This window comes from Euzebya tangerina (genome assembly GCF_003074135.1).
Taxonomy (GTDB): domain Bacteria; phylum Actinomycetota; class Nitriliruptoria; order Euzebyales; family Euzebyaceae; genus Euzebya; species Euzebya tangerina.
In genome coordinates this window covers 1285043-1304556 of record NZ_PPDK01000001.1, presented here as the reverse complement: position 1 = coordinate 1304556, position 19514 = coordinate 1285043, and the positions used below count along the sequence as shown (strand labels likewise).

The following is a 19514-nucleotide window of genomic DNA, read 5'->3' as shown; positions in this document are numbered from 1 at the left end:
AACGCCCTCACCGGCGCCCATCTTCCGGCACTGCCACACCCGATTCCGAGATGCTCAGGAGAGGTCGGCGACGACCGCGTAGTGGTCTGATGGCACCAACCCGTCAACCGGTTCCTCACCCGCCGTCCGCACGTCGAGGACCCGCCCCGTCGTGCCCAGTCCCGCGCCGATGCCGAGCAGCAGGTAGTCGATGCGGATCCCGAAGTGGCCGTGCCCGCGGACGTGGGGGTTGGCTCCCACCAGGGTGTGGCCGTCCGCGTCTCCGCCGGCGTAGCTCCAGAGGTCCACCAACGTCACACCGGGTACGACCGGTGCGGTGCGGTGCCCGCACAGCAGTCGTGTCTCGTCGGCGTCGGGCAGCGCGTTGAAGTCGCCTGCGAGGAGCGGCCGCCTCTGGTGGCCCTGCGACCGTGCGACGACGAACGGCATCAACTCCCTCACATGGGCACACCGCTCTGCCGAGGCCCACGGCGCAGAGGCGAGGTGGGTCGTGAAGACGGGTAAGGCACCGTCGGGCGCGTCGATGAGCGCGTGCAGCACCGTCCGCGTGCGGTGGTCCACGTCGGGTGTCGGGCTCAGCAGCAGCTCCTCGGTCTTCACGATCGGCCAGCGGCTCAACACGGCCAGACCGATGTCAGTGCCGTCCTGCCCGATTCGGCCGGACCCGTCTCCGCCGAGCGGTGACGCCGACCAGGCCCACTGCAGACCGAGTTGGTCTGCGAGGTACGCGGCCTGGTTCTGCTCGGCGGTGGCCCACACCTCCTGCAGCAGGCACACGTCCGCATCGACATCAGCGAGCGTCTTCAGGATCGCCGACTGGCGTTCCTCCCACGGACCGAACCGCCACCACACATTCCAGGTCAGGACACGCATGACCGCCTGATCCTACGAAGGGCCGACATCGTCGGCCAGCGGGGCAGCTACTCCTGGCTGACGCCGCCCGCGCCGTGCTGTCGTGCGTAGCCGGTGACCGGGTCCGTGCCCGGCGCGCGGCCGAGCCCCAGGTCGATCAACCTCGGTTGTCCCGGATCCAGCAAACGTACTGCTCAGCGACCACCAGCTCGGTCTCTTGCCGGTCGGCGCGCTCCTGCGACGGTGGCGTATCGAGCACCGGACTTAGGGGAAGGTCAGTGCCGTGGAGGCATCTGCGACCGTCGACTGGACACCGATTCTACGGATCCTCTTGGCTGCGGCTCTGGCCGGCGCGGTCGGACTGGACCGCGAGCTTCGGGGCAAGGCGGCGGGTTTCCGCACCCACCTGTTGCTGGGGGCGGCCGCGGGCGCCCTGGGATGGCTGTCCGTGGTCGCCGCGCAAGACGACCCGTCAGCCGATCCGACTCGGATTGCCTCCTACACCGTGGCCGGTGTGTCGTTCCTGGGGGGTGGTCTGATCCTCACGATCGGTTCACGCCTGCACGGCCTGACCACGGCGGTCGCGGCCTTCACCGTGACGGCGATCGGCCTGCTGGCGGGCATGGGATACCGGATCGCCGCCCTTGCGCTCACGCTGGTCACCATCGCAGCGCTTGGACCGGTTGATTGGCTGCGGACGCGCGTGTACGGCCGGCTGGTCAGAGAGGACTCGACACTCCACGTCCTCATCTCGGACCCCGGTGCGCTTCCGACCCTCCGCGAGGAGCTTGAGGCCGGTGCCGCGGAAACTCGCGCCTACGACGTGTCGATGGCCAGCGATGGACCATTGATGGTCTCGGTGACGGTTCGCGGACGACCTGACGCGCTTGCTGCGCTGGTGAGCCGTCTGAACCACGCAGCGTATGCTCAACTGGCTGCGGTCGTTTCCGGCTCTTACGACGCCATCGACGAGTAAGACCCACCAAGAGCAATTGATGGCAGCCCTCTCGGACTGCCATCAACCGTCAATCGAGGGTGACCAGGGAACTCAGCGTGCGTTGGCCATCCCCTGCAGACGAGTCTGGGACTGCCTGATCGCGTCCAGCTGACGTTGGATGACCGGTCGGGCCTGGGCGGGTAGGTCCTCGTTTCCCAAGGCGTCCTCGAACTCGGAGAGGGCGTGCTGCTCTCCGGTCTCAGCCGCATTCAGGATGCCTGTCGCGTCGCTACCAGTCAGGGCATCCTTCAGGGTCATCCAGCCCCGGTGAAGGGAGCCCCCCAGCGATCCGTCTTCGTCGATGGTCTCGCCCACAGACATCGCCAAGTCCCGGATCTCACTGGAGAACGTCTGGCGCTGCTGACTCATCTCGGCGAAGAGGTCGGCAAGCTGCATCTCACCACTGTCTCGTAGCTTGTCGGCACCGTCGGCGAAGCCCTTGCGGCCGTCCTCCAACGTCTCGACGAGGTCCTTGTACACACGGGTCGTGCTCATGACTGACTCCTTTGCGTGTGATGAACTCGGGGCAGGTCGTGGTCCTAGCCCAGGCCACCCGTCGATGAAACGCAACGAAGAGCATCATCTGCGAGCGCGTCGGGACGTCGATCGTCGGCAGCAACCATGGAACGCGCGTCCGACGTCGCCGCCAGTTGGGCTCCATCGGGGTCCCACTCGATCAGCCCGAGTTCGGCGAAGGCCGTCAGCCAGCCCTCCATGGGCCACCGCCCCCACCGACGACGGTACGTGTGGGCATTGCCGATGATGTCGTGGAGGTGCTCCACGGGTGGCACAGTCGACTCGTGATGCTGGTGCCAGCCAAGGGCGTCCCCCGTCGTGAGCAGGGGTACACCGGCGGCATCGGCGCGCAGAGCGAAGTCCGTGTCCTCCGCGCCGTAGCCGACGAAGCACTCGTCGAAGCCGCCGATTCGGTCGTACGTGGCGCTGCGCAGCGCGAAGGACAGTGACCAGAACAGCTCGGGACGTTCGATCCGCACGTCTCGGACCGGTCGTGTTCTGGCGGGATGCGGTCGCCCCGTCCTTCCCAGCAGTGCGTAGCTCCAGCCGTGCAGATCCATGGCTGGCAGGTACTCGACATGTCCGCTCCACAGCGCATCGGAGCGCAGCAGCCGCTGGCTGTAGTCGGCCACCAGTGTCACGTCCGGGATGACGTCGACATCAAGGAACACGAGGTGGGCGGACCGGCCTGCTGCCCGGCGCGCCGCGTTCCGCGCGGCAGCCAGCGGCAGCGGCGACTTCTCGATGGGCACGTCGATCCACCTGATCGGCAGTGACAGGCCGCGCGCGGCAGATCGTGGATCGGGACCACCCATGACGGCCACGCAGACCAGATCCGGGCGCTGTGTCTGCCGCGTCAGTCCGACCAACAGGTTGCGCAGATGATCACGTCGCCCGCGAACCAGGGTGCAGACGGCCACAGAGGGTCGAACGTGGCGCGTCACACCGACGCCTAGTCCTGGGTGCTGACGGTCACCACCGACTGGCCGCGCATCTGCGCAGCCAGACGTTGGAGGTGCCGAGCCAGCCGTCTGGCACCGTTCCCGTCGACCAGCGGTTCGGAGCCGCCGTCGACGACCCGGGCGACTGCACCGGCCTGCGCATCCACGGCGGTGTCGAGTATCAGGGGCCACGCCGCGGGATCAGGCCATCGGGGGCAGACGATGGCCAGGCCGTGCTCGGCCAGTCGGTGTGCCTTGTGGCCCTGCTCGTCGTATGGACGGTCCTGCGGGATCACCACCATCGGGGCACCCACGGCGGCGCACTCCATGACCGCGTTGTGGCCCGCGTGTGTGACAACGACGTCGGCCGCAACCAGCCAGTCGAACGGGTCCTTGACCCAGCCGGGGCCGGCTATGCCGTCCCACCCACTGCCGAGGGCGATCCAGTTCCACGCGGGCGCGGCCGCGGCTGCCGTCGCAACCGGCCAGGCGCCTGCTCCCCCACCCTCCCCGGGAAGCACGACGACGACCCGATCGTGGGGCTTAAGACCGACACGCGCCCGTGCGGCAACCCGTTCGCCAGTTCGACCGTCGAAGCGACTGAAGCCCCCGCTGTAGTAGGTCTTCTCACGAATCCACTCGGGGACCCATGGGTCCTCCAGCCATCGGGGATACGGCGCGACCAGCGACGTTGCACTGCGATAGGCGCGCAGGTGGGCCTCGTCGTCCCGTCGACCGTGCTGCCGCAGGACGACGCTCGGGACGCCCAGGAGCCGCACCAGGAGCGCGACCTCAACGGACACGTCCACCACGAACAGGTCAGGATCGACCTCGTCGATCCAGGCGGCGATGATCGCCATGCGCCGGCGAACACCGGCCACACCCACTGGGGCGTAGTGCAGACCGGGTGGCGTCGGAGTAGCGGCACACGCGGGACTCCGCGGGGCCTCGACATCGAGCGGCAAGGGCACGACGCCGAGGGCCGGACGACTGCTGAAGACGGTGAGCGGCTCATCGCAGGCGGCGCTGACAGCCAGTGCCCGCGCAACGTGGCCGCGGCCGTGGTGGTGGGCGTACCAGCCGATCATGCTGCGGCCGCCTCGTAGACCTCGACGTACTGCGCCGCCATGCGGCGGCCGTCGGCCAGGCTGCAGGCTCGCTGCCGGCAGGCAGCCCGGTCGAGTTTCGACGCCTCCACCAGGCAGCGCGCCAGCTCCTGCGGGTCCGCAGCCTCTGCCATCACACCGGTGTCCGCCGTCAGGAGTTCGGGCAGTGCCCCACGAGCGATGCCGGCCACCGGCGTCCCACACGCCAGCGACTCGACGACGACCAGTCCGTACGGCTCGTCCCAAAGGGGCGTCACCAGGCTGACCGCGCTGGCCGCGAGCTCCGCGACCAAGGCAGCGGCCCTCAGGTGCCCGAGGTGACGGCGACGCTCATCCAGGAGTGGTTCGACCTCGCGACGGAAGTACCCCTCATCAGAGATCGGGCCGGCCAGCACCAGGTCCATGTCGGCCAGATGAGCGGCACGCAGGGCAACGGCGGCACCCTTCTCCGGGACGATGCGACCGGACCAGATGGCACGTGGCCGGATCTCACCGCCGGACGGCGCGAACTCACCGAGATCGATGCCGTTGTGCACCACCCGGTCCACCGGGGTGGACCACCGGACGGCGTTGCTGCGCGAGACGCTGACCAGGACCGATGTCGGCGCGCGGTAGCGCAACGCGCTCTCGAGCCACGGGGTCGGGGGTGTGTGCAGGACCTTGACGACGGGGGCGGGCACACTGCGCGACATCGACAGCGGAAGGTAGTGAAGGCTGTTGTCGTGGATGACGTCGAAGTCTGACTCCGCCAGGCGGAGCATCAGTCCGAGATAGGCGTCGTGCTCCACCATGAAGCGCTTGCTGAGCATGGAGACGTCACGGCGCGCCGCCGGCGACAGGTCAAGCTCCGAGTCGGCCGCGCAGATTGCCTCGACACCCAACTCGGGGTCGGACTGGCCGCTCGCGAAGACGGTCACGGCATGGCCGGCTTCCCGAAGCCGACGAGCGAGGTCCGCCGTGTGTCGCTCCAGCCCTCCGGCGAAGGGTTCGCGGAGCCCGTGGCGCACCGAGGCCACCATCGCAATCTTCACCGCAGTCAACTCTCACTCGAGGATGGGCGCACCTGCGGGGGGATGGCTGGTGTGTCAAGGTTCTATCCGGTTGTCAGGGTCGCGAATCACGACCGCCGGAGTCGGGCGAGCGTCGTGGCGTCGCACGCTGACGCGGCCCTGAGGCGTTGATGCGGCGCGCCTTCATCTCCGCTTCGTAGATGTGTCGGACACCATTGGCGAGACGCTCCCGTATGGCGGACCCGGCATCCATTGCCGCGGAGTAGTAGTGGTCGTCGTACTCCTCGACGATCTGGAAGGACCAGCGGCCCTCGATCACGTTGCGGCCGACGATGTCATGGTCGAGACGGTCCGCCGCATCGTCATGGCCGGCGTCGCGAAGCTGATCGGCCGCCTGGCCGAGCGTCAGGTCGACGGTCCCACAGAGCTGGTGGAAGCTGTAGAGGTGTCCCCGTGCGCGCTCGATGGTCTCCAGCGCTTCGCCCAATGTGCCGAGCGCCTCGACGGTCTCGTCGTCGACCCCGTCGGGGCGTCGGTCCAGGCCATGGTCGGTCATGATGGTTTCCTCTCATCAGCGGGTTGGCGAGCGGTTGCGGTGCCCTACCCATCACGACGTCAACGCACGCCGAACGCCGCGATCGCGACCGCCAGTGGAGCTGGAGGCGAGCTAGCCGCGCGGGTAGCCTGCTGCCCCGCCATGTTGACCGATCGCCTCATCAAGACGCTGCAGACGTTCGCCGTCGACATGACGTCGGACTATCTGGCCATCGAGAAGCTGGACCAGTTGATGGTCGTCGCCGCCGAGGAACTCGCGGTGGACGGCTGCGGGGCCATGCTGGCAGACGACGAGGGAGTGCTGCGCTTCGTCTCCTCTTCCGACGAACGCACCCGACTGATCGAGCAGTTCCAGATCGAGGAGGGTGAGGGACCCTGCGTCATGGCGGCGCAAAGCGGCGAACTGGTCATCACCGACAGTCTCCGGACTGGCGATGACCGGTTCCCCCGGTTCGCCAGGCGGGCCGCCGCCGCCGGCATGTACAGCGTGTACAGCTTCCCGATGATCATCGAGGACCACTCCTTTGGCGCGTTGAACCTCTACCGGGACAAACCGGGTTCGGTGAGCGTGGAGCAGCGCGCCGCCGGCACCACGTTCGCGAACATCGCGACCACCTATCTGATGAGCGCACGGAGAATCGACCAGGCAACCGACATGGTCTCGCGGCTGCGGGCAGCCATGGATCGCAACGCCCCGATCGAGCAGGCGAAGGGGTACGTGGCCGGAGTCCGACACATCGAACCGACCGAAGCCTTCGAACTGATCCGTCGCTACGCACGTGCCAATCGGCTTCGCATCGATGACGTGGCGAGACAACTCGTGGGCGGTGTTCTGCAGATCAGCGCCCTCGATCACGACGGCTCGTAGATCGGCGCACGTCCCCCGTTGGGCGGCGGTTTGGTCGCGCGGCGGAGAGCGGTGCTGCCGGTCGGTCCTAGCCCGATCGGGAGTGCCGTGGACCGTGCTGTCCAGATCGGCCTAGCGCCCTGGCCACCAGACGATGACCGGCTACCAGTCGCCGCAGCCGTTCGGGGTCGACGTGAGCGTGGTCCACCGCGTCCGGTCCGGGTTGACATCGGGGACACCAGGTCGTGACGCGCCCCCAGGGCACGTCCGATTCGCGGGCAACCTGTAGCGCCGTTGAGCAGCGAGGGCACGGGCGGCCCCGTCGACCGTAGATCCAGTGGGTCCGGCCGCGCCTCGCGTTCCCGGTGGTCGTCTGCGGTCCCAACTCGGCATTCACCGGAAGGAGCGCTCGAGCAACCGCGACGAGGTGCTCAAGGCCGTCGACCCGTCCGCTCGGGAACCACGGGCTGACGCCAGCCATGAAGGGCAGTTCGACGGCGTACAGGTTCCCGATGCCAGCCAGGTTGCGCTGATCCAAGAGGGCACCGCCGAGTGGCACCGAACCGGCGGCCCGCAGGTTCGCCACGGCCAGGTCACCGTCGAACGAGGTGGCGCAGAGGTCGGGCCCGAGGTGTCCGACCCAGCGGTGCTCGTCGGCCGTGGGGCCGACGTCCAGCACGGGGAGGTCGATGCCCACCAACGGCTTGGCGTCTGGCAACCACAACTCGATCCGACGTCGCCAGGGCGGTGTGCGGGGTGGCAGGCCGATGGACCAGCGGCCCGACATCCGCAGGTGCGAGTGGATGGTGATGGGGCGCCGGCCCTCCGCGGACAACCGCATGAGCAGGTGCTTGCCGGCCGCGTCCACGACGTCAATCCGCAAGCCCGCGAGATCGCGGGTCGCGTAGCGGTTGTGGCGGAACACCGAACGCGCGATCGTGCGGCCAGAGACGTGACGGTGGAGTCGATCCGCCAGCCGCCTGATGGTGTCTCCCTCAGGCATGTCCTCGGCCATCCTGCGCTCCCGGACCGGCCTCGTCGAGCACCCGCGACACGATCGAGGCGACGGCGTCTGGATCCTCGCCCTGCGCCACGATCATCGCCAACTCCTCCGACCGCACGTCCTCCTCCACCGGCCCCTCGGCAAGGGACCGGCGGTGCCGCGCCAGGGCACGGAGTGCCGCCGCCCCGCGCAGCCGTGCCGCCTCCGCGTCCAGGGGCTCCCACCAAGCACGGCCGCGCTCCCCCAGCGCGACCTTCGCGTCGTGCACCGCATGTCGCGCCAGGCGCAGCGCGTTGGGATCATCGGCCCGCTTGGCGGCTTTGACCGCCCGGCGCGCGGCCATCAGCGCCCGGACCAGCTCCTCGCGGAGTGCCTCTGGGATCGCTGGATCCGTCCGGCGCCAGCGGCGGCCGTGTGAGACGAAGTAGCGCTCCGAGTCCTTCACATCTGGTGACCTTGCCGGGATCGCCGTGCCGCAATCGTGGCCATCTGGAAGGCGTGAGCCGACGCCGAACGCGGGTATACCCAGCGCACCGATCATCCACGTGCGGAGGCACCACCGATGGCTCAGCAGGACGAACCCGCAGACAATCCGAACAACCCCGACATCCCTCCGGAGGGCCACGAGTCCAAGTCCGGACGCCCCGGCGGACCCGGGCAGAGCGGCATGAACCCGGTGGGAGCCGGCCACGTGACGCCGGGGCCGGACCAGGAGGCGCCGGAACCCGACGACGCGACTGTGGCGCGCCGTGAACGACTGCGGCGACAGAACGATGATCCGAGCGGGGGCGGTGAGTGAGCCTGGCGATGTACGGCGAGGGCATGACCGGTGATGATCGCGACCGATCTCCCGCACCTCGGGCAGTGCCGACAGCTGCGACCCGGGCGCGGTCCCAACGAAGGTCAGGCGCATGGGCCAAACCGCACGGGACCGCAAGGACTCAACGTCCTCGACAGCCCGTGACGACCGGTTGGGACGTCGGGACCGAGGACCGGGAGCCGACGCTGTAGGGGTCGGTGGTTGTCACGGTGGGTTCATCGTCTCCGGATGGGCGGTGCACAGCAGACGCCAAGGGTCCCGGTGGCGGCCGAGGACAGGGGTCCGGGGAAACGGGACCTTCGGCTCTACTGCTCGGGCACGGCGTGTCCCACCCTTGGAGGACTCACAGAACGCCGACACGAGGACTCGTGGATGAACAGTCGTACGGCAGTGGTGGTCGGGATCGCGATGACGTGGACCTGGGCGCTGGTGCTCGGGCTCTGGACGCCTCGGGGGCCGCTCACAACGGCTGAGGCGCTGTGGTCGATCGGCATCAGCTTGCTCGTCGGGATCGCCGTGGGCCGTCTCAGCGGCGTGCGCATCATGCTGCTCCTCGTACCGCTCATGTTCATCGCCGTGGTCGAAGTGGTAAGGCTGGACGCGGTCGGACCGACCGTGGACGCCCCACGGCTCAGCACCTACGGGATCATCGCCGTGGTCACCGGGCGGCTGACGGCCGGACTGCTCACCGTGCTGCCGCTGACCGTCGGGGTGGGCCTGGGACTGCTGGGTCACGGCGTCGCCAGCGGCACCACACGGCCGTCGCTCGGGAGGGCCGGGCGGGTGTCGACCGGCATCGGCACCCTCGCCGTCGTCCTCCTCGCTGCGGCCGTGGCCCTCCCGGCATCGACCGCTGCCATCGTCGACTCCGACGGTGACCCCGTCCCGGACAGCATCGCCGAGCTCAGCACCGTCGAGATCGATGGGATCAGCCATCCCGTGATGATCCGCAGCCACGACGTCGGCAATCCGGTGCTGCTGTTCCTCGCGGGCGGGCCGGGCGGAGCGGAGCGGGGTGCGATGCGCAACCACCTGGAGGCCTTGGAGCGCCACGTCACCGTGGTCACGTGGGACCAGCGAGGTGCCGGAACCTCCTACCGCAACCTCGATCCGACCGACACGCTGACCTTGGACGGGTACGTCGCCGACGCGATCGCCCTCAGCGAGCACCTGCGCGAGCGCTTCGCTCAGGAATCGATCCTCCTGCTGGGCCAGTCCTGGGGGAGCACCCTTGGGGTGCTGGCGGTCCAGGAGCGCCCGGATCTGTACAGCGCGTTCGTGGGGACAGGTCAGATGGTCAGTCAGCGCGAGACCGATCGGCTCTTCTGGCGTGACACGTTGGCGTGGGCTCAAGCGAGGGACGACGTGGCGCTCGTCGGCGAACTGGAGGCGATCGGCCCCCCGCCCTACGACCGCATGTTGGACTACGAGACCGCTCTGACGCACGAACACGACGTCTATCCCTACGACCGCAGCCCCAATGCCGAAGGCGCTGGCGGCTTCTCGGAGAACCTCATCGCCGAGGAGCACACCCTGCTGGATGAGGTCCATGTGCTGGCAGCGTTCATGGACACCTTCAGCGTCCTGTACCCCCAGCTGCAGGAGATCGACTTCCGTGAGACGGCCACCAGCTTCGAGATTCCCCTGTTCTTCGTCCAGGGCGCACACGAGGCGGGTGGCCGAGCGGAGCTCTTCGAGGAGTGGTACGGGATGATCGAGGCGCCCCAGGTCGGCCGGGTCACACTTCCCACCGCCGGACATCGGCCGCTGTTCGAGCAGCCGGACGCCTTCGTGGAGTACATCGTTGACACCGTCCTGCCGGAGGCGACGTGACGTCAGGCCCTTTGGATCCGGGCGAGGTCCCGGAGTGGCTGGACGAGGCGTCGCGCCGGACATGGGAGGCCCTCCAGGTCCCCGCACACGTCAGGGTCGCCCACTTCGATCCGTCCACCATCAGGGGACTGCCGCCCCCTGCGGCACGGCTGCTGGAGCGTGCGCTCCCGCCAGGTACGCCACTCCAGGACATCGTGACGCTGCGCATGCGTGGGCACATCAAACTCGGCGTGTGGTTGCCCTTCGAAGCCACGCAGATCCTCCGCGCCGGCCTTGGGCTGGTCTGGGCACCACGCGTCAGTCGCCGGCCACTGTGGATCCAGGGCGCCGATGTGCTGGGTCCCGACGGGGCGGAGATGGCATTCAAGCTGGCCGGGCGCGTCCAACTCGTGCACGAGTCCGGACCCGCGGTCGTCCGCAGCGCCGCCGGGCGACTGGCCGCGGAGACGGTGGCCTGGCTGCCCCAGGCGCTCACCCCGCAGATGGGCGCGAGGTGGCACCCGATCGACGATGACCGTGCCCGGGTGGTCCTGCGCGGACCGTGCGGGTCGGAGGAGGTCGATGTGACCGTCGACGGCTCCGGCCACATCGCCGTCATCTCGCTGGAGCGCTGGAACCCGGCCGCCGACCCGCCCACGGCGATGCCGTTCAGCGGTCGGAGCACGGCAACCTCTCGGTGGGACGGCGTGCACATCTCCGGCGCCGGGGAGGTCGGCTGGGGGACGGCGACGCCAAGTGCCGTGGAGGGGGTCTTCTTCCGCTATCGGGTCACCGCGATCCACTTCGGCGGCCACGAGCCTCTCGCTGGAGACGGTGGTTCGTAGCCGCACGCCGGATCGCCTAGGCCGATGAGCGGGCCAGCGAGGTGTCGACGGGATCTCCACTCGGTGCGGGGGCGGACCGGGTCGGGGTGCGGGTCCTCGCCGCCTTGGTAGGAGGCGGTGGTCAGACGGTCTGATCGCGGACTTCCAGCCCGGCCAACCAACGATCGACGATCAACTCGAGGACCTCGTCATCCGGCGGCCGGGCATCCTCTCCGGGGCTGAGCAGCCCGTCGATGACGGGGTAGGTCACGAGCGGGCCGAGCAGGCCTCTCGCCGCCACTCCCCGCTGCTCCAAGACCCGCTCGTGGACGACGTCGGCGTCCACCGCGACCTCGAGGATGCGGTTGATCGCGGCGATCACACCAGCTGGCATGCGGGCTCGGAACTGGTCAGCCAACTCGGGACGTGTCCCGCTCTCGGCGACGAGGATGCGCATCAACGCGATGTAGTCCGGCTGCATGGTCAGCCGGACGAAAGCTCGTGCCAGTTCGAGCGCGGCACGCCTGACCCAGGCGGCATCGGGCGTCGTCCCGTCGGTGATCTCCGGCAGGCCCCGCTCGGGTAGGGCCTCCAGGAGTTCCTCCAGCACGGCGACCAGCAACTCGTCCTTGGTCCGGAAGTACACGTAGAGCGTCTGCTTGGACACGCCCGCCTGCTTGACCACGGCATCGGTGCTGGTGGCTGCGAAGCCCCCATCCATGAAGGCCTGGCGCGCGCCGCGCAGGATCTGGGCACGCTTCTCCTGGGCGCGAGGGCTGAGCTTGGTCATCGTCCCCGACGCTATCTGAGGTCTGGCCCTGGCTTCTAGGATGCGGCATCCGCTTCCGCGCGCGCCGTCGAGGCCACGGCCAGCGGCACCGCACTGGCGAGCAGGTGATCGACCTCGTCCCACTCATCGGGCCGCAGTGCCTGCCACGCGGGCGCCGTCAATCGGTCGGTCAACCGCTCCACGGCTTCGCGGCGGACTGCGACCTCAGCCGGCGTGGGGTAGGGCTCGGCGTAGAAGAGCTCGGCGGCACGTTCCGGCCCGTCCTTGCCGATGATCGCCTCGAGCGGTGTCATTCCGGTGGTCACGACGGCCTGGATGTGCAGGTCCCCCCGCAGCTCACGGAGGACCTGCATCGCCAGGGCCATGTCCGCCGCGGGATCCTCCGGCCTGGGCATCGATCGCCACGCCGCGAACAGCGGCAGGCCCATGGGACGGACCGAGTCGGCGACGCGACGACCAAGCTCGGCCAGCCGTCCCCAGTCCTGATCTTCACCGAAGACGTCGCGCGCCCAGGCCGCCTGCCCCGTGGCGTAGAGCGTGGCCACGTCATGCGGGTTGTGGCCCTGGATGGCCGTCCGGTACTTCTCGACGACGATCCGAGCCGGGAAGAACGCGAAGCACGAGGCGACGACCTCGCCGGTCGGGTCACCGGTGGCACCACCGCGACCCCCCGCGTAGAAGGCGAATCGGTCCGTGATGCCAGCCTCCTCGCCGACGGCCCGGACCTGCGGGGCGAAGAACCACGCCCCGCCGACCGTGTGGACGGCGTCTTCGGTCGCCCGCACGCGATCCAGGGTCGCGACATCGGGTGATGAGCCGGCCGGGGCCGTTGCCAGGCCGCTCACGACGGGGCCACCACTGCGGTCGCCTCCGACGTCGACGCCGGCGTCCCGATGAGGTGCTCGGTGAAGAACTCGATGGCGGCGTCGATGGACTGGGCGGCCTCCTCGTCGTACGGGGCCCAGTGCTCGCCACGAATCAGGGTCAGCGACTTCGGCTGGGGTAGGCGTTCGTACAGCTCGAGCTGCAGGTCGGTCATCGCCACCGGGTCGTGATCGGCGACGATGAACTTCAGCGGCCGAGGCGAGATCCGGTGGGCGTGTTCGCCGGGGTTGTAGGTCCGGCTGCGACCCAGCGATTGGACGGTCACGGCGTTGACGAACCCCTCGGGCTGCGAGCCGGGCCGGTTCATGAACTCCGCGGCGGTGGGCCCCGCGAACACCGGCGGGACGTCCGACCCGTCGTCCACCAGGGGCCGTGTCGCCGGCTCCTTCCCGGCGACGATCGCCTCCCGATCGGCGTAGATGCCCTTGAGGGTCTGGCGCGTGGCCACCGGCGGGATCCGCCGGCTGAGGGCGATCTCCCCCGAGATGGTCGGTACCTGGGCGACGACGCAGGCCACCCGAGGGTCCCGGGCGCCGACGACCATCGCGTGACCACCGGAGTAGCTGGTCCCCCACAGACCAATCCGGTCGGGGTCGACCGTGGGCTGCGACCGGAGCGCTGTCACGGCGTCCAGGGTGTCCTCGACCTGCTGGAACGGATCGATGTCCTGGCGGGGCGTGCCGTCGGAGGCACCGAAGTTGCGGTGGTCGTACAGCAGCACCGCGAAGCCCGCACCAGCGAAGGCGTCGGCGAAGCGCGGCAGGTACTGACCGATGACGGCGGCGAAGCCGTGGGACATGACGATGCCCGGATGGGGGCCGTCGCCCGCTGGCAGCCGCAGTTGGCCGCGCAGCGTCGTCTGGTCGACGGTCTGGAACTCGATGGGTGTGGTGGTGAACATGGCAGATGACTCCTTGGTGGGGTGGACGGCGTCGGGACGATCAGCGGTCAGGCCGCCGCTGGTGCATCGACGATGCGACGGAGGAATGCCTGCAGCGCCCGGGGGTCGCGGACGGGTGGCCCGTGCCCGAGGCAGACCGTCTCGGGCTCCAACTCGATCAGGCGCTGCGCGGACCGTCGGCTGGCGGCCCGATCGACGGTGAACAGGTCGGGGTGTTCGACCAGCTTGGTTCGGAAGGTGCCCATGTCCTTGTGGCTGATCAGGTCTCCGGCGATCAGCACGCGGTCTTCGTCGCGATAGAAGCCGATGTGCCCGCGGGTGTGACCGGGTAGGTCGAGGACGCGGAACTCGCCGATGCGATCGCCCTCCTGGAGGCGTCGACCGACCGGATGGCCGGGACCAGCGAGAAAGCGCCGCTGGAACCAGGCCACGGGATGGGACGGCCGGGGGAAGGTCTCGGACAGATCACCTGACTCGGCCGCATCGGCGTCACCTGTTCCGACCCACAGCGGCACATCGAGTTCGGTGCAGATCGCGGCCGAGGAGCCCTGGTGGTCGGGGTGGGCGTGGGTGAGGGCGTGGCCACGCAGCGGTCTGCCGCGAAGCGCCTTCAGCAGCCCGGTGCGGGAGAAGCGGGTGCCGGCATCGATCAGCACGTCGCCGATGAGGTAGGCGTTGATGCCGTGACCGGGGACGATGGGGATGCCGAGCACGTCGGGGGCGATGTCGATGGGGGAACTCATGGCGACTCCTTCACTTCTGCGATTGGGCTGGGTGGACCAGGTGCGGACGAGGGGCAGGTCACACGGCGGTCAGGGCCGCACGTGCGGATTCGGGGGCGGACTGTTCGGCGAGACCCGGCCTGTCCTGGCTGGGACGGAGGTAGCGACCGAGGTGGTCGAGCATCCGCGACAAGTCGGTCGCCGGGCCAGCCCAGGACACGAACTGATCGGGACGGACGAGCAGCAGTCCGGTGGGATGGTTGGTCCACAGGCCGCCGAGGTCGTGCGCGCGGTCGAGCGCAACGGGGAGGTTGCCCGCCAGGCTCTCTGCCTGGCCCTCGTTCGACGTCACTGCGACGGTCGTCACCAGATCGGCGAAGCGACGTCTGACCCGTTCGGCCACGGCCCTCGGTCCGGTGCCGCGGCTGTCGGTGAACACGAGGAGGGTGTGGCCGGCCGGATCGAGCAGGTCGTGCAGTCGGGCGTCGCGCCCGGCGACCCCGTCGTAGAAGGCGCGGTCGGGCGCTCGGTCACCGGCGTGGACAGCCCCGAGGCGTCCCTCGGCGTGGCCGGTTCGGCGGTAGTGAGGCTTCAACTGGGAGAGCCGGTGGATCAGATGGTCGTAGAAGACGTCGACGCGATCCAGTCGGTTCATGGCGAAGGTTCGGAGTGGGGCGTACCACTCGTCTCGGACGAGCATGGCTCGAGCGCCGATGTCGGTCGTCCGAACCACGTCGGCAGCGATGGGGTGTCGTTCGTCGTGATAGGTCTGCAGCAGCGTCGGCTCCGCGAGCCCCCTGGTGACGAGCGCGAGCTTCCAGCCGAGGTTGAAGGCGTCGGAGATGCCGAGGTTCATGCCCTGCCCACCCCATGGGGTGTGGACGTGAGCGGCGTCACCCACCAGGAACCCGCGTCCCTTCGAGAAGCGGACGGCCTGTCGGTGCGAGAGGCCGAAGGTCCAGAAGCCCCGGACGGACTCGACGTCGGCGTCGATGCCCGAGCGCCGCATGGCGTTTCGCACGTCGGCCAGATCGGGCTCCACCGGCGTGCCGTCCGAGTCGCGGGTCTGGGTGTAGGCGATCCGGAAGCGTCGGTCACCAGGCAGCGGGAACACCCCCAGGATCCCCTCGGGACTGGATGAGAAGCTCATCTCGTTGCGCGGCAGCGGCCAGTCGACGACAGCATCCGTCAGGACCCAGGGGTCGTCGTACTCCTCGCCCAGGAAGTCGATGTCGAGGACCTCCCGGACCGTGGAGCGGTGCCCGTCGCAGCCGACGATCCAGTCGGCGGTCACGGTCTGGACCGGCTGATCGTCAGGTCCCGGTTGTCCCTGGGGTCGCAGCGTGGCCCGGACACCGGCACCGTCGATCGTGATGTCGGCGACGTCGGTGCCCCGGAGGATCTTTGCCCGGGTGGCATCACCACGCGCTTCCAGCACGTCGATGAGCAGCTGCTCCGTCCGGTGCTGCGGGATGTCGACCATGTGGTTGAACCGGGTGTCACGGAGCTTGCGGAAGTCGACGTGCATCCGGTCGGTGTGATCGGTCCGCAGGTTGATGATGTCGACCTTCTCCCCCTCGGCCATGATCTGCGCGGTTACGCCAAGGCGGTCGAGGACCTCGAGGGTCCGGGCGTGGAGCGCGGCTGCTTTGGAGAGCTGCTGCGGGGCCCCGTGCCGGTCGACCAGTAGGAAGTCGACGTCGTACTGCGCCAATGTCGCAGCCAGTGCCAACCCGGTCGGACCGGCGCCGACGATCAGGACATCGGTGTGTCGGATGGCGGGTGCGGCGGGTGCTGGAACGGTCATCGGAGTGCCCCTTCGGGATCGGCGTAATCAAACTGTACAGTTTGGTTTGATCACGTGCAACACCAACTTGGCCGGCGACCTGCAGCGTCTAGCCGGCGCTCACCGCGTACCCCGCTCTCGCTTCTGCCTCCCAGCTCGGTAGGTGAAGACGCCGTCCAGCGGAACACCGAACACCGCAGCGATCTCGAAGGCCATCTCGAGCGACGGGGAGTAGTGGCCCTTCTCGATGGCGATCACCGTCTGCCTGGTCACGCCGATCCGATCGGCGAGCTGCTGCTGCGTCATGCGGCCATGCGCAGCGCGCAGATCGCGAATGACGTTCTGCACGTTCGTCCCACGGCCCACCCTCACAGCCCCCGACGGTAGGCGAGCAGCTTCGTGGCCGATGAGACGAGCGCGTTCAGCACGTAGGCCGCGTACATCGCGTGAGCGACCCAGAAGTGGTCGACCTCCGCCAGCGTCAGACCAAAGGCCGGAAGCATCCCGAACGCCAAGACGAAGAAGCCGATGTACTCGCCGTGGCGCTCGATCTCATCGTCTCGCTGGTCGACCAGCCCGGCTGCGGTGACGCCGCCGAGCACGGCGTTCAACACGATGCTCAGCGCAGCGGCGATCAGCAGCGGTCGGGCGAAGTCGATGGTGCCTGCCGCGACGCCGCGATTGGCGAGGACCATCCAGACCGCGTAGCCGACCGGAACGGCAAGTGCGATGCACGCGTAGGTCCATGTTCGTCGTTCGTGGGGGGACACGAGGCTATGATCCCTTCCAGAGATGTCAAGATGTCTTTACATCTGAACGTAGTCCGACCCCTCTCCCTATGTCAAAATATCTTTACATCCTGGAGTGTGGCAGCCTCGGCTCTGGCCCTCCAACGCCAACGGGGCGCCCCCTGGTGGGACGCCCCGCCTGATGGTCAGACGACCCTGGCGCTACTCCAGGTCGAAGCGGTCGTTCTCCATGACCGTCGTCCAGCCGTTCACGAAGTGCTCCAGCATGAGGGCCTCGCCACCGGCGGCGGCGAACTCCTCGGAGATGGCGCGCAGCTGGCTGTCCGAGCCGAAGACCAGGTCGACCCGGGTCCCGGTCCACTTGGACTCGCCACTCTCCCGGTCACTGCCCTCGAACACGTCTTCGTGCTCGCCGACCGGGGCCCAGACGGTCCCCATGTCCAGCAGGTTGACGAAGAAGTCGTTGCTCAGCTGACCGGGGCGGTCGGTGAGGGCGCCGTGGCACTGGTCCCCGGCGTTGACGCCGATCACGCGCAGACCACCGACCAGTGCGGTCATCTGCGGCGCGCTCAGGTTGAGCATGAACGCCTTGTCGACCAGCAGGTGCTCGGTCGGCACCATGCCCGACTTCTTCACGTAGTTGCGGAACCCGTCGGCGTTCGGCTCGAGCCAGGCGAAGGACTCCACGTCGGTGTCCTCCTGCGAGGCGTCGGTCCGACCGGGCGTGAAGGGCACCGTCACCTCATGGCCGGCTGCCGCTGCTGCAGTCTCGATCCCGACGTTGCCGGCCAGCACGATCAGATCGGCCAGGGACACCTGTGGGCCGCCCTCGCTGTTGAAGGTCGACTGGATGTCCTCGAGCGTCGAGCGGACGGAGGGGACTCCGGACGAGACGTTGACGTCCCACTCGCTCATCGGTGACAGCCGGATGCGCGCACCGTTGACACCACCGCGGAAGTCGGTGCGGCGGTAGGTCGAGGCGGCGGCCCAGGCCGTCCCCACCAGCTCCGCAGCCGACAGCCCCGAGTCGGCGATGCGCGACTTCAGCGTGGCGATCTCGCCCTCGCCGATCAGTTCACCCTCGTGTGCCGGGACGTTGTCCTGCCACAGGTACTCGGCGTCAGGGGCCTGCGGACCGGCGTAGCGGATGGCCGGGCCCATGTCGCGGTGCAGCAGCTTGAACCAGGCGTCGGCAAAGGCCTGGGCCAACTGGTCCGGGTTCTCGTAGAAGCGCTTGGAGATCTCCAGGTACGCCGGGTCGGTGATCATCGCCATGTCGGCGGTGGACATCACCGGCTTGTTCATCTTGCCCTCGACGTGGGCGTCAGGGACCCAGTAGCCCTCCTGGACCTCGACGGGCTCCCACTGCTTGGCACCGGCGGGACTCTCCACCAGTTCCCACTCGTGCTTGAAGATGGTCTCCAGGTAGGAGTTGTCCCACTGGGTCGGCGTGGGTGTCCAGGCCCCCTCGAGTCCGGAGGTCAGGGTGTACTCCCCGAACCCGGTCTCGTGGGAGTTGGCCCAGCCCAATCCCTGGGCCGCCAGTCCCTCTCCCTCCGGCTCGGGACCGTGGAAGTTCTCGCCGACCGCCCCGTGCATCTTGCCGAAGGTGTGCCCACCGACGGTCAGTGCGACGGTCTCCTCGTCGTTCATGGCCATGCGGCCGAACGTCTCGCGGATGTCCTGGGCCGACTTGAGGGCGTCCGGGATGCCGTTCGGTCCCTCCGGGTTGACGTAGATGAGGCCCATCTGCACGGCGGCGAGGGGGTTGTCGAGCACGCGATCGCCACCCTCGAAGGTGCCGCTGTAGCGCTCGTCCTCGGTCGCGAGCCACTCGGTCTCGGGCCCCCAGTAGATGTCGTCTTCGGGTGCCCAGATGTCGGCACGACCGAAGGCGAAGCCGGCGGTGCGGAAGCCCATCGTCTCCAGCGCGCGATTGCCGGCGAAGACGAAGAGATCGGCCCAGCTGATGGCCTTGCCGTACTTCTGCTTGATCGGCAGCAGCAGGCGGCGGGCCTTGTCGAGGTTGCCGTTGTCCGGCCACGAGTTGAGCGGGGCATAGCGCTGGGCGCCCGTGCCGCCTCCTCCTCTGCCGTCGTTGACCCGGTAGGTGCCGGCGGCGTGCCAGCTCATCCTGATGAAGAACGGGCCGTAGTGCCCCCAGTCCGCGGGCCACCACGACTGGGAGTCGGTCATCAGGGCATCGACGTCGGCGGTCAGCTGGGCGATATCGGTCGCGTCGAGCTGGGCGCGGTAGTCGAAGTCGGGGCCGAACGGCGAGGAGTCCGGGTGTCGCTGGTGGAGGATCCTCAGGTTGAGGCTGTCCGGCCACCACTTCTCGTTTGACTGGAACTCGCTGGAGGTCAGCGAACCCCACTCGGGCTGGCTGGCGGTCATG

General features: G+C 68.7%; 21 protein-coding genes and 1 pseudogene. 5 read left to right on the top strand and 17 right to left on the bottom strand.

The features are described from left to right. Positions 1 to 54 precede the first annotated feature (54 nt). Positions 55 to 873, bottom strand: coding sequence for an endonuclease/exonuclease/phosphatase family protein (locus C1746_RS06015; RefSeq protein ID WP_116713746.1), 819 nt, complete (start codon positions 871 to 873; stop codon positions 55 to 57). 65 nt (positions 874 to 938) lie between these two features. Further along, a pseudogene (locus tag C1746_RS23150) lies at positions 939 to 1060 on the bottom strand (LLM class flavin-dependent oxidoreductase); the annotation flags it as partial. Between the two features lie 75 nt (positions 1061 to 1135). On the opposite strand from C1746_RS23150, the gene C1746_RS06010 reads away from it, so the two are divergent. After that, positions 1136 to 1828 (top strand): MgtC/SapB family protein, encoded by a 693-nt coding sequence (locus C1746_RS06010; protein WP_116713745.1) that lies wholly within the window; start codon positions 1136 to 1138, stop codon positions 1826 to 1828. A gap of 72 nt (positions 1829 to 1900) precedes the next feature. Here C1746_RS06010 and C1746_RS06005 read toward each other — a convergent pair whose 3' ends face one another. The 5 genes from C1746_RS06005 to C1746_RS05985 form a co-directional block, all read right to left on the bottom strand. Next, the gene (locus C1746_RS06005) at positions 1901 to 2344 is read right to left on the bottom strand and encodes a PA2169 family four-helix-bundle protein (protein ID WP_116713744.1); all 444 of its coding nucleotides are present in this window, start codon (positions 2342 to 2344) and stop codon (positions 1901 to 1903) included. Between the two features lie 44 nt (positions 2345 to 2388). After that, complete coding sequence (locus C1746_RS06000) at positions 2389 to 3309, bottom strand: glycosyltransferase family 2 protein (RefSeq protein WP_162867439.1); 921 nt, start codon at positions 3307 to 3309, stop codon at positions 2389 to 2391. 8 nt (positions 3310 to 3317) lie between these two features. Beyond that, positions 3318 to 4394, bottom strand: coding sequence for a glycosyltransferase (locus C1746_RS05995; RefSeq protein WP_116713742.1), 1077 nt, complete (start codon positions 4392 to 4394; stop codon positions 3318 to 3320). Further along, positions 4391 to 5443 carry a glycosyltransferase gene (locus tag C1746_RS05990; RefSeq protein ID WP_205711732.1) on the bottom strand — a complete coding sequence of 351 codons (1053 nt, stop codon included), beginning with the start codon at positions 5441 to 5443 and terminating at the stop codon, positions 4391 to 4393. Before C1746_RS05990 ends, C1746_RS05995 begins: the two co-directional genes overlap by 4 nt. A gap of 73 nt (positions 5444 to 5516) precedes the next feature. Then, on the bottom strand, positions 5517 to 5978 hold the full coding sequence (locus C1746_RS05985; protein WP_205711731.1) for a hypothetical protein: 462 nt from the start codon (positions 5976 to 5978) through the stop codon (positions 5517 to 5519). A gap of 141 nt (positions 5979 to 6119) precedes the next feature. Here C1746_RS05985 and C1746_RS21935 point away from each other — a divergent pair, with 141 nt between their 5' ends. Continuing rightward, positions 6120 to 6845 (top strand): GAF and ANTAR domain-containing protein, encoded by a 726-nt coding sequence (locus C1746_RS21935; protein ID WP_162867438.1) that lies wholly within the window; start codon positions 6120 to 6122, stop codon positions 6843 to 6845. Between the two features lie 67 nt (positions 6846 to 6912). Here C1746_RS21935 and C1746_RS05975 read toward each other — a convergent pair whose 3' ends face one another. Further along, complete coding sequence (locus C1746_RS05975; protein WP_116715589.1) at positions 6913 to 7827, bottom strand: DNA-formamidopyrimidine glycosylase family protein; 915 nt, start codon at positions 7825 to 7827, stop codon at positions 6913 to 6915. Continuing rightward, positions 7820 to 8272, bottom strand: coding sequence for a hypothetical protein (locus tag C1746_RS22440; RefSeq protein WP_205711730.1), 453 nt, complete (start codon positions 8270 to 8272; stop codon positions 7820 to 7822). The genes C1746_RS05975 and C1746_RS22440 overlap by 8 nt, the downstream gene beginning before the upstream one ends. Positions 8273 to 8389: 117 nt before the next feature. Here C1746_RS22440 and C1746_RS05965 point away from each other — a divergent pair, with 117 nt between their 5' ends. From C1746_RS05965 to C1746_RS05955, 3 genes are all read left to right on the top strand, one after another. Beyond that, positions 8390 to 8626, top strand: coding sequence for a hypothetical protein (locus C1746_RS05965; RefSeq protein ID WP_116713739.1), 237 nt, complete (start codon positions 8390 to 8392; stop codon positions 8624 to 8626). A gap of 393 nt (positions 8627 to 9019) precedes the next feature. Further along, complete coding sequence (locus tag C1746_RS05960; RefSeq protein ID WP_162867437.1) at positions 9020 to 10480, top strand: alpha/beta fold hydrolase; 1461 nt, start codon at positions 9020 to 9022, stop codon at positions 10478 to 10480. Then, the gene (locus C1746_RS05955) at positions 10477 to 11304 is read left to right on the top strand and encodes a DUF6544 family protein (RefSeq protein WP_162867436.1); all 828 of its coding nucleotides are present in this window, start codon (positions 10477 to 10479) and stop codon (positions 11302 to 11304) included. Before C1746_RS05960 ends, C1746_RS05955 begins: the two co-directional genes overlap by 4 nt. Before the next feature lie 121 nt (positions 11305 to 11425). On the opposite strand, the gene C1746_RS05950 is transcribed toward C1746_RS05955, so the two are convergent. The 8 genes from C1746_RS05950 to katG all read right to left on the bottom strand — a co-directional run bounded on the left by C1746_RS05950 (position 11426) and on the right by katG (position 19513). Next, positions 11426 to 12073 carry a TetR/AcrR family transcriptional regulator gene (locus tag C1746_RS05950; protein ID WP_116713736.1) on the bottom strand — a complete coding sequence of 216 codons (648 nt, stop codon included), beginning with the start codon at positions 12071 to 12073 and terminating at the stop codon, positions 11426 to 11428. 35 nt (positions 12074 to 12108) lie between these two features. Beyond that, on the bottom strand, positions 12109 to 12918 hold the full coding sequence (locus C1746_RS05945) for an SCO6745 family protein (protein ID WP_116713735.1): 810 nt from the start codon (positions 12916 to 12918) through the stop codon (positions 12109 to 12111). Continuing rightward, on the bottom strand, positions 12915 to 13859 hold the full coding sequence (locus tag C1746_RS05940) for an alpha/beta hydrolase (RefSeq protein ID WP_116713734.1): 945 nt from the start codon (positions 13857 to 13859) through the stop codon (positions 12915 to 12917). Before C1746_RS05940 ends, C1746_RS05945 begins: the two co-directional genes overlap by 4 nt. Before the next feature lie 47 nt (positions 13860 to 13906). Next, positions 13907 to 14602 (bottom strand): MBL fold metallo-hydrolase, encoded by a 696-nt coding sequence (locus C1746_RS05935; RefSeq protein ID WP_116713733.1) that lies wholly within the window; start codon positions 14600 to 14602, stop codon positions 13907 to 13909. Between the two features lie 58 nt (positions 14603 to 14660). Then, on the bottom strand, positions 14661 to 16388 hold the full coding sequence (locus tag C1746_RS05930) for an FAD-dependent monooxygenase (protein WP_205711729.1): 1728 nt from the start codon (positions 16386 to 16388) through the stop codon (positions 14661 to 14663). 99 nt (positions 16389 to 16487) lie between these two features. Then, positions 16488 to 16733 (bottom strand): helix-turn-helix transcriptional regulator, encoded by a 246-nt coding sequence (locus C1746_RS05925; RefSeq protein ID WP_116713732.1) that lies wholly within the window; start codon positions 16731 to 16733, stop codon positions 16488 to 16490. 2 nt (positions 16734 to 16735) lie between these two features. After that, positions 16736 to 17137: a hypothetical protein gene (locus tag C1746_RS05920; RefSeq protein WP_116713731.1), complete on the bottom strand. Its 402-nt coding sequence runs from the start codon at positions 17135 to 17137 to the stop codon at positions 16736 to 16738. A 180-nt stretch (positions 17138 to 17317) separates the two neighbouring features. Next, on the bottom strand, positions 17318 to 19513 hold the full coding sequence (katG, locus tag C1746_RS05915) for a catalase/peroxidase HPI (protein ID WP_116713730.1): 2196 nt from the start codon (positions 19511 to 19513) through the stop codon (positions 17318 to 17320). Position 19514: the final 1 nt, after the last annotated feature.

Bases quoted from the DNA above. Each gene is read 5' to 3' on its own strand.
- C1746_RS06015 (WP_116713746.1), bottom strand. From the start codon at position 873: ATGCGTGTCCTGACCTGGAATGTGTGGTGGCGGTTCGGTCCGTGGGAG.
- C1746_RS06005 (WP_116713744.1), bottom strand. From the start codon at position 2,344: ATGAGCACGACCCGTGTGTACAAGGACCTCGTCGAGACGTTGGAGGAC.
- C1746_RS05995 (WP_116713742.1), bottom strand. From the start codon at position 4,394: ATGATCGGCTGGTACGCCCACCACCACGGCCGCGGCCACGTTGCGCGG.
- C1746_RS05985 (WP_205711731.1), bottom strand. From the start codon at position 5,978: ATGACCGACCATGGCCTGGACCGACGCCCCGACGGGGTCGACGACGAG.
- C1746_RS21935 (WP_162867438.1), top strand. From the start codon at position 6,120: ATGTTGACCGATCGCCTCATCAAGACGCTGCAGACGTTCGCCGTCGAC.
- C1746_RS05975 (WP_116715589.1), bottom strand. From the start codon at position 7,827: ATGCCTGAGGGAGACACCATCAGGCGGCTGGCGGATCGACTCCACCGT.
- C1746_RS05965 (WP_116713739.1), top strand. From the start codon at position 8,390: ATGGCTCAGCAGGACGAACCCGCAGACAATCCGAACAACCCCGACATC.
- C1746_RS05960 (WP_162867437.1), top strand. From the start codon at position 9,020: ATGAACAGTCGTACGGCAGTGGTGGTCGGGATCGCGATGACGTGGACC.
- C1746_RS05950 (WP_116713736.1), bottom strand. From the start codon at position 12,073: ATGACCAAGCTCAGCCCTCGCGCCCAGGAGAAGCGTGCCCAGATCCTG.
- C1746_RS05940 (WP_116713734.1), bottom strand. From the start codon at position 13,859: ATGTTCACCACCACACCCATCGAGTTCCAGACCGTCGACCAGACGACG.
- C1746_RS05935 (WP_116713733.1), bottom strand. From the start codon at position 14,602: ATGAGTTCCCCCATCGACATCGCCCCCGACGTGCTCGGCATCCCCATC.
- C1746_RS05930 (WP_205711729.1), bottom strand. From the start codon at position 16,388: ATGACCGTTCCAGCACCCGCCGCACCCGCCATCCGACACACCGATGTC.
- katG (WP_116713730.1), bottom strand. From the start codon at position 19,513: ATGACCGCCAGCCAGCCCGAGTGGGGTTCGCTGACCTCCAGCGAGTTC.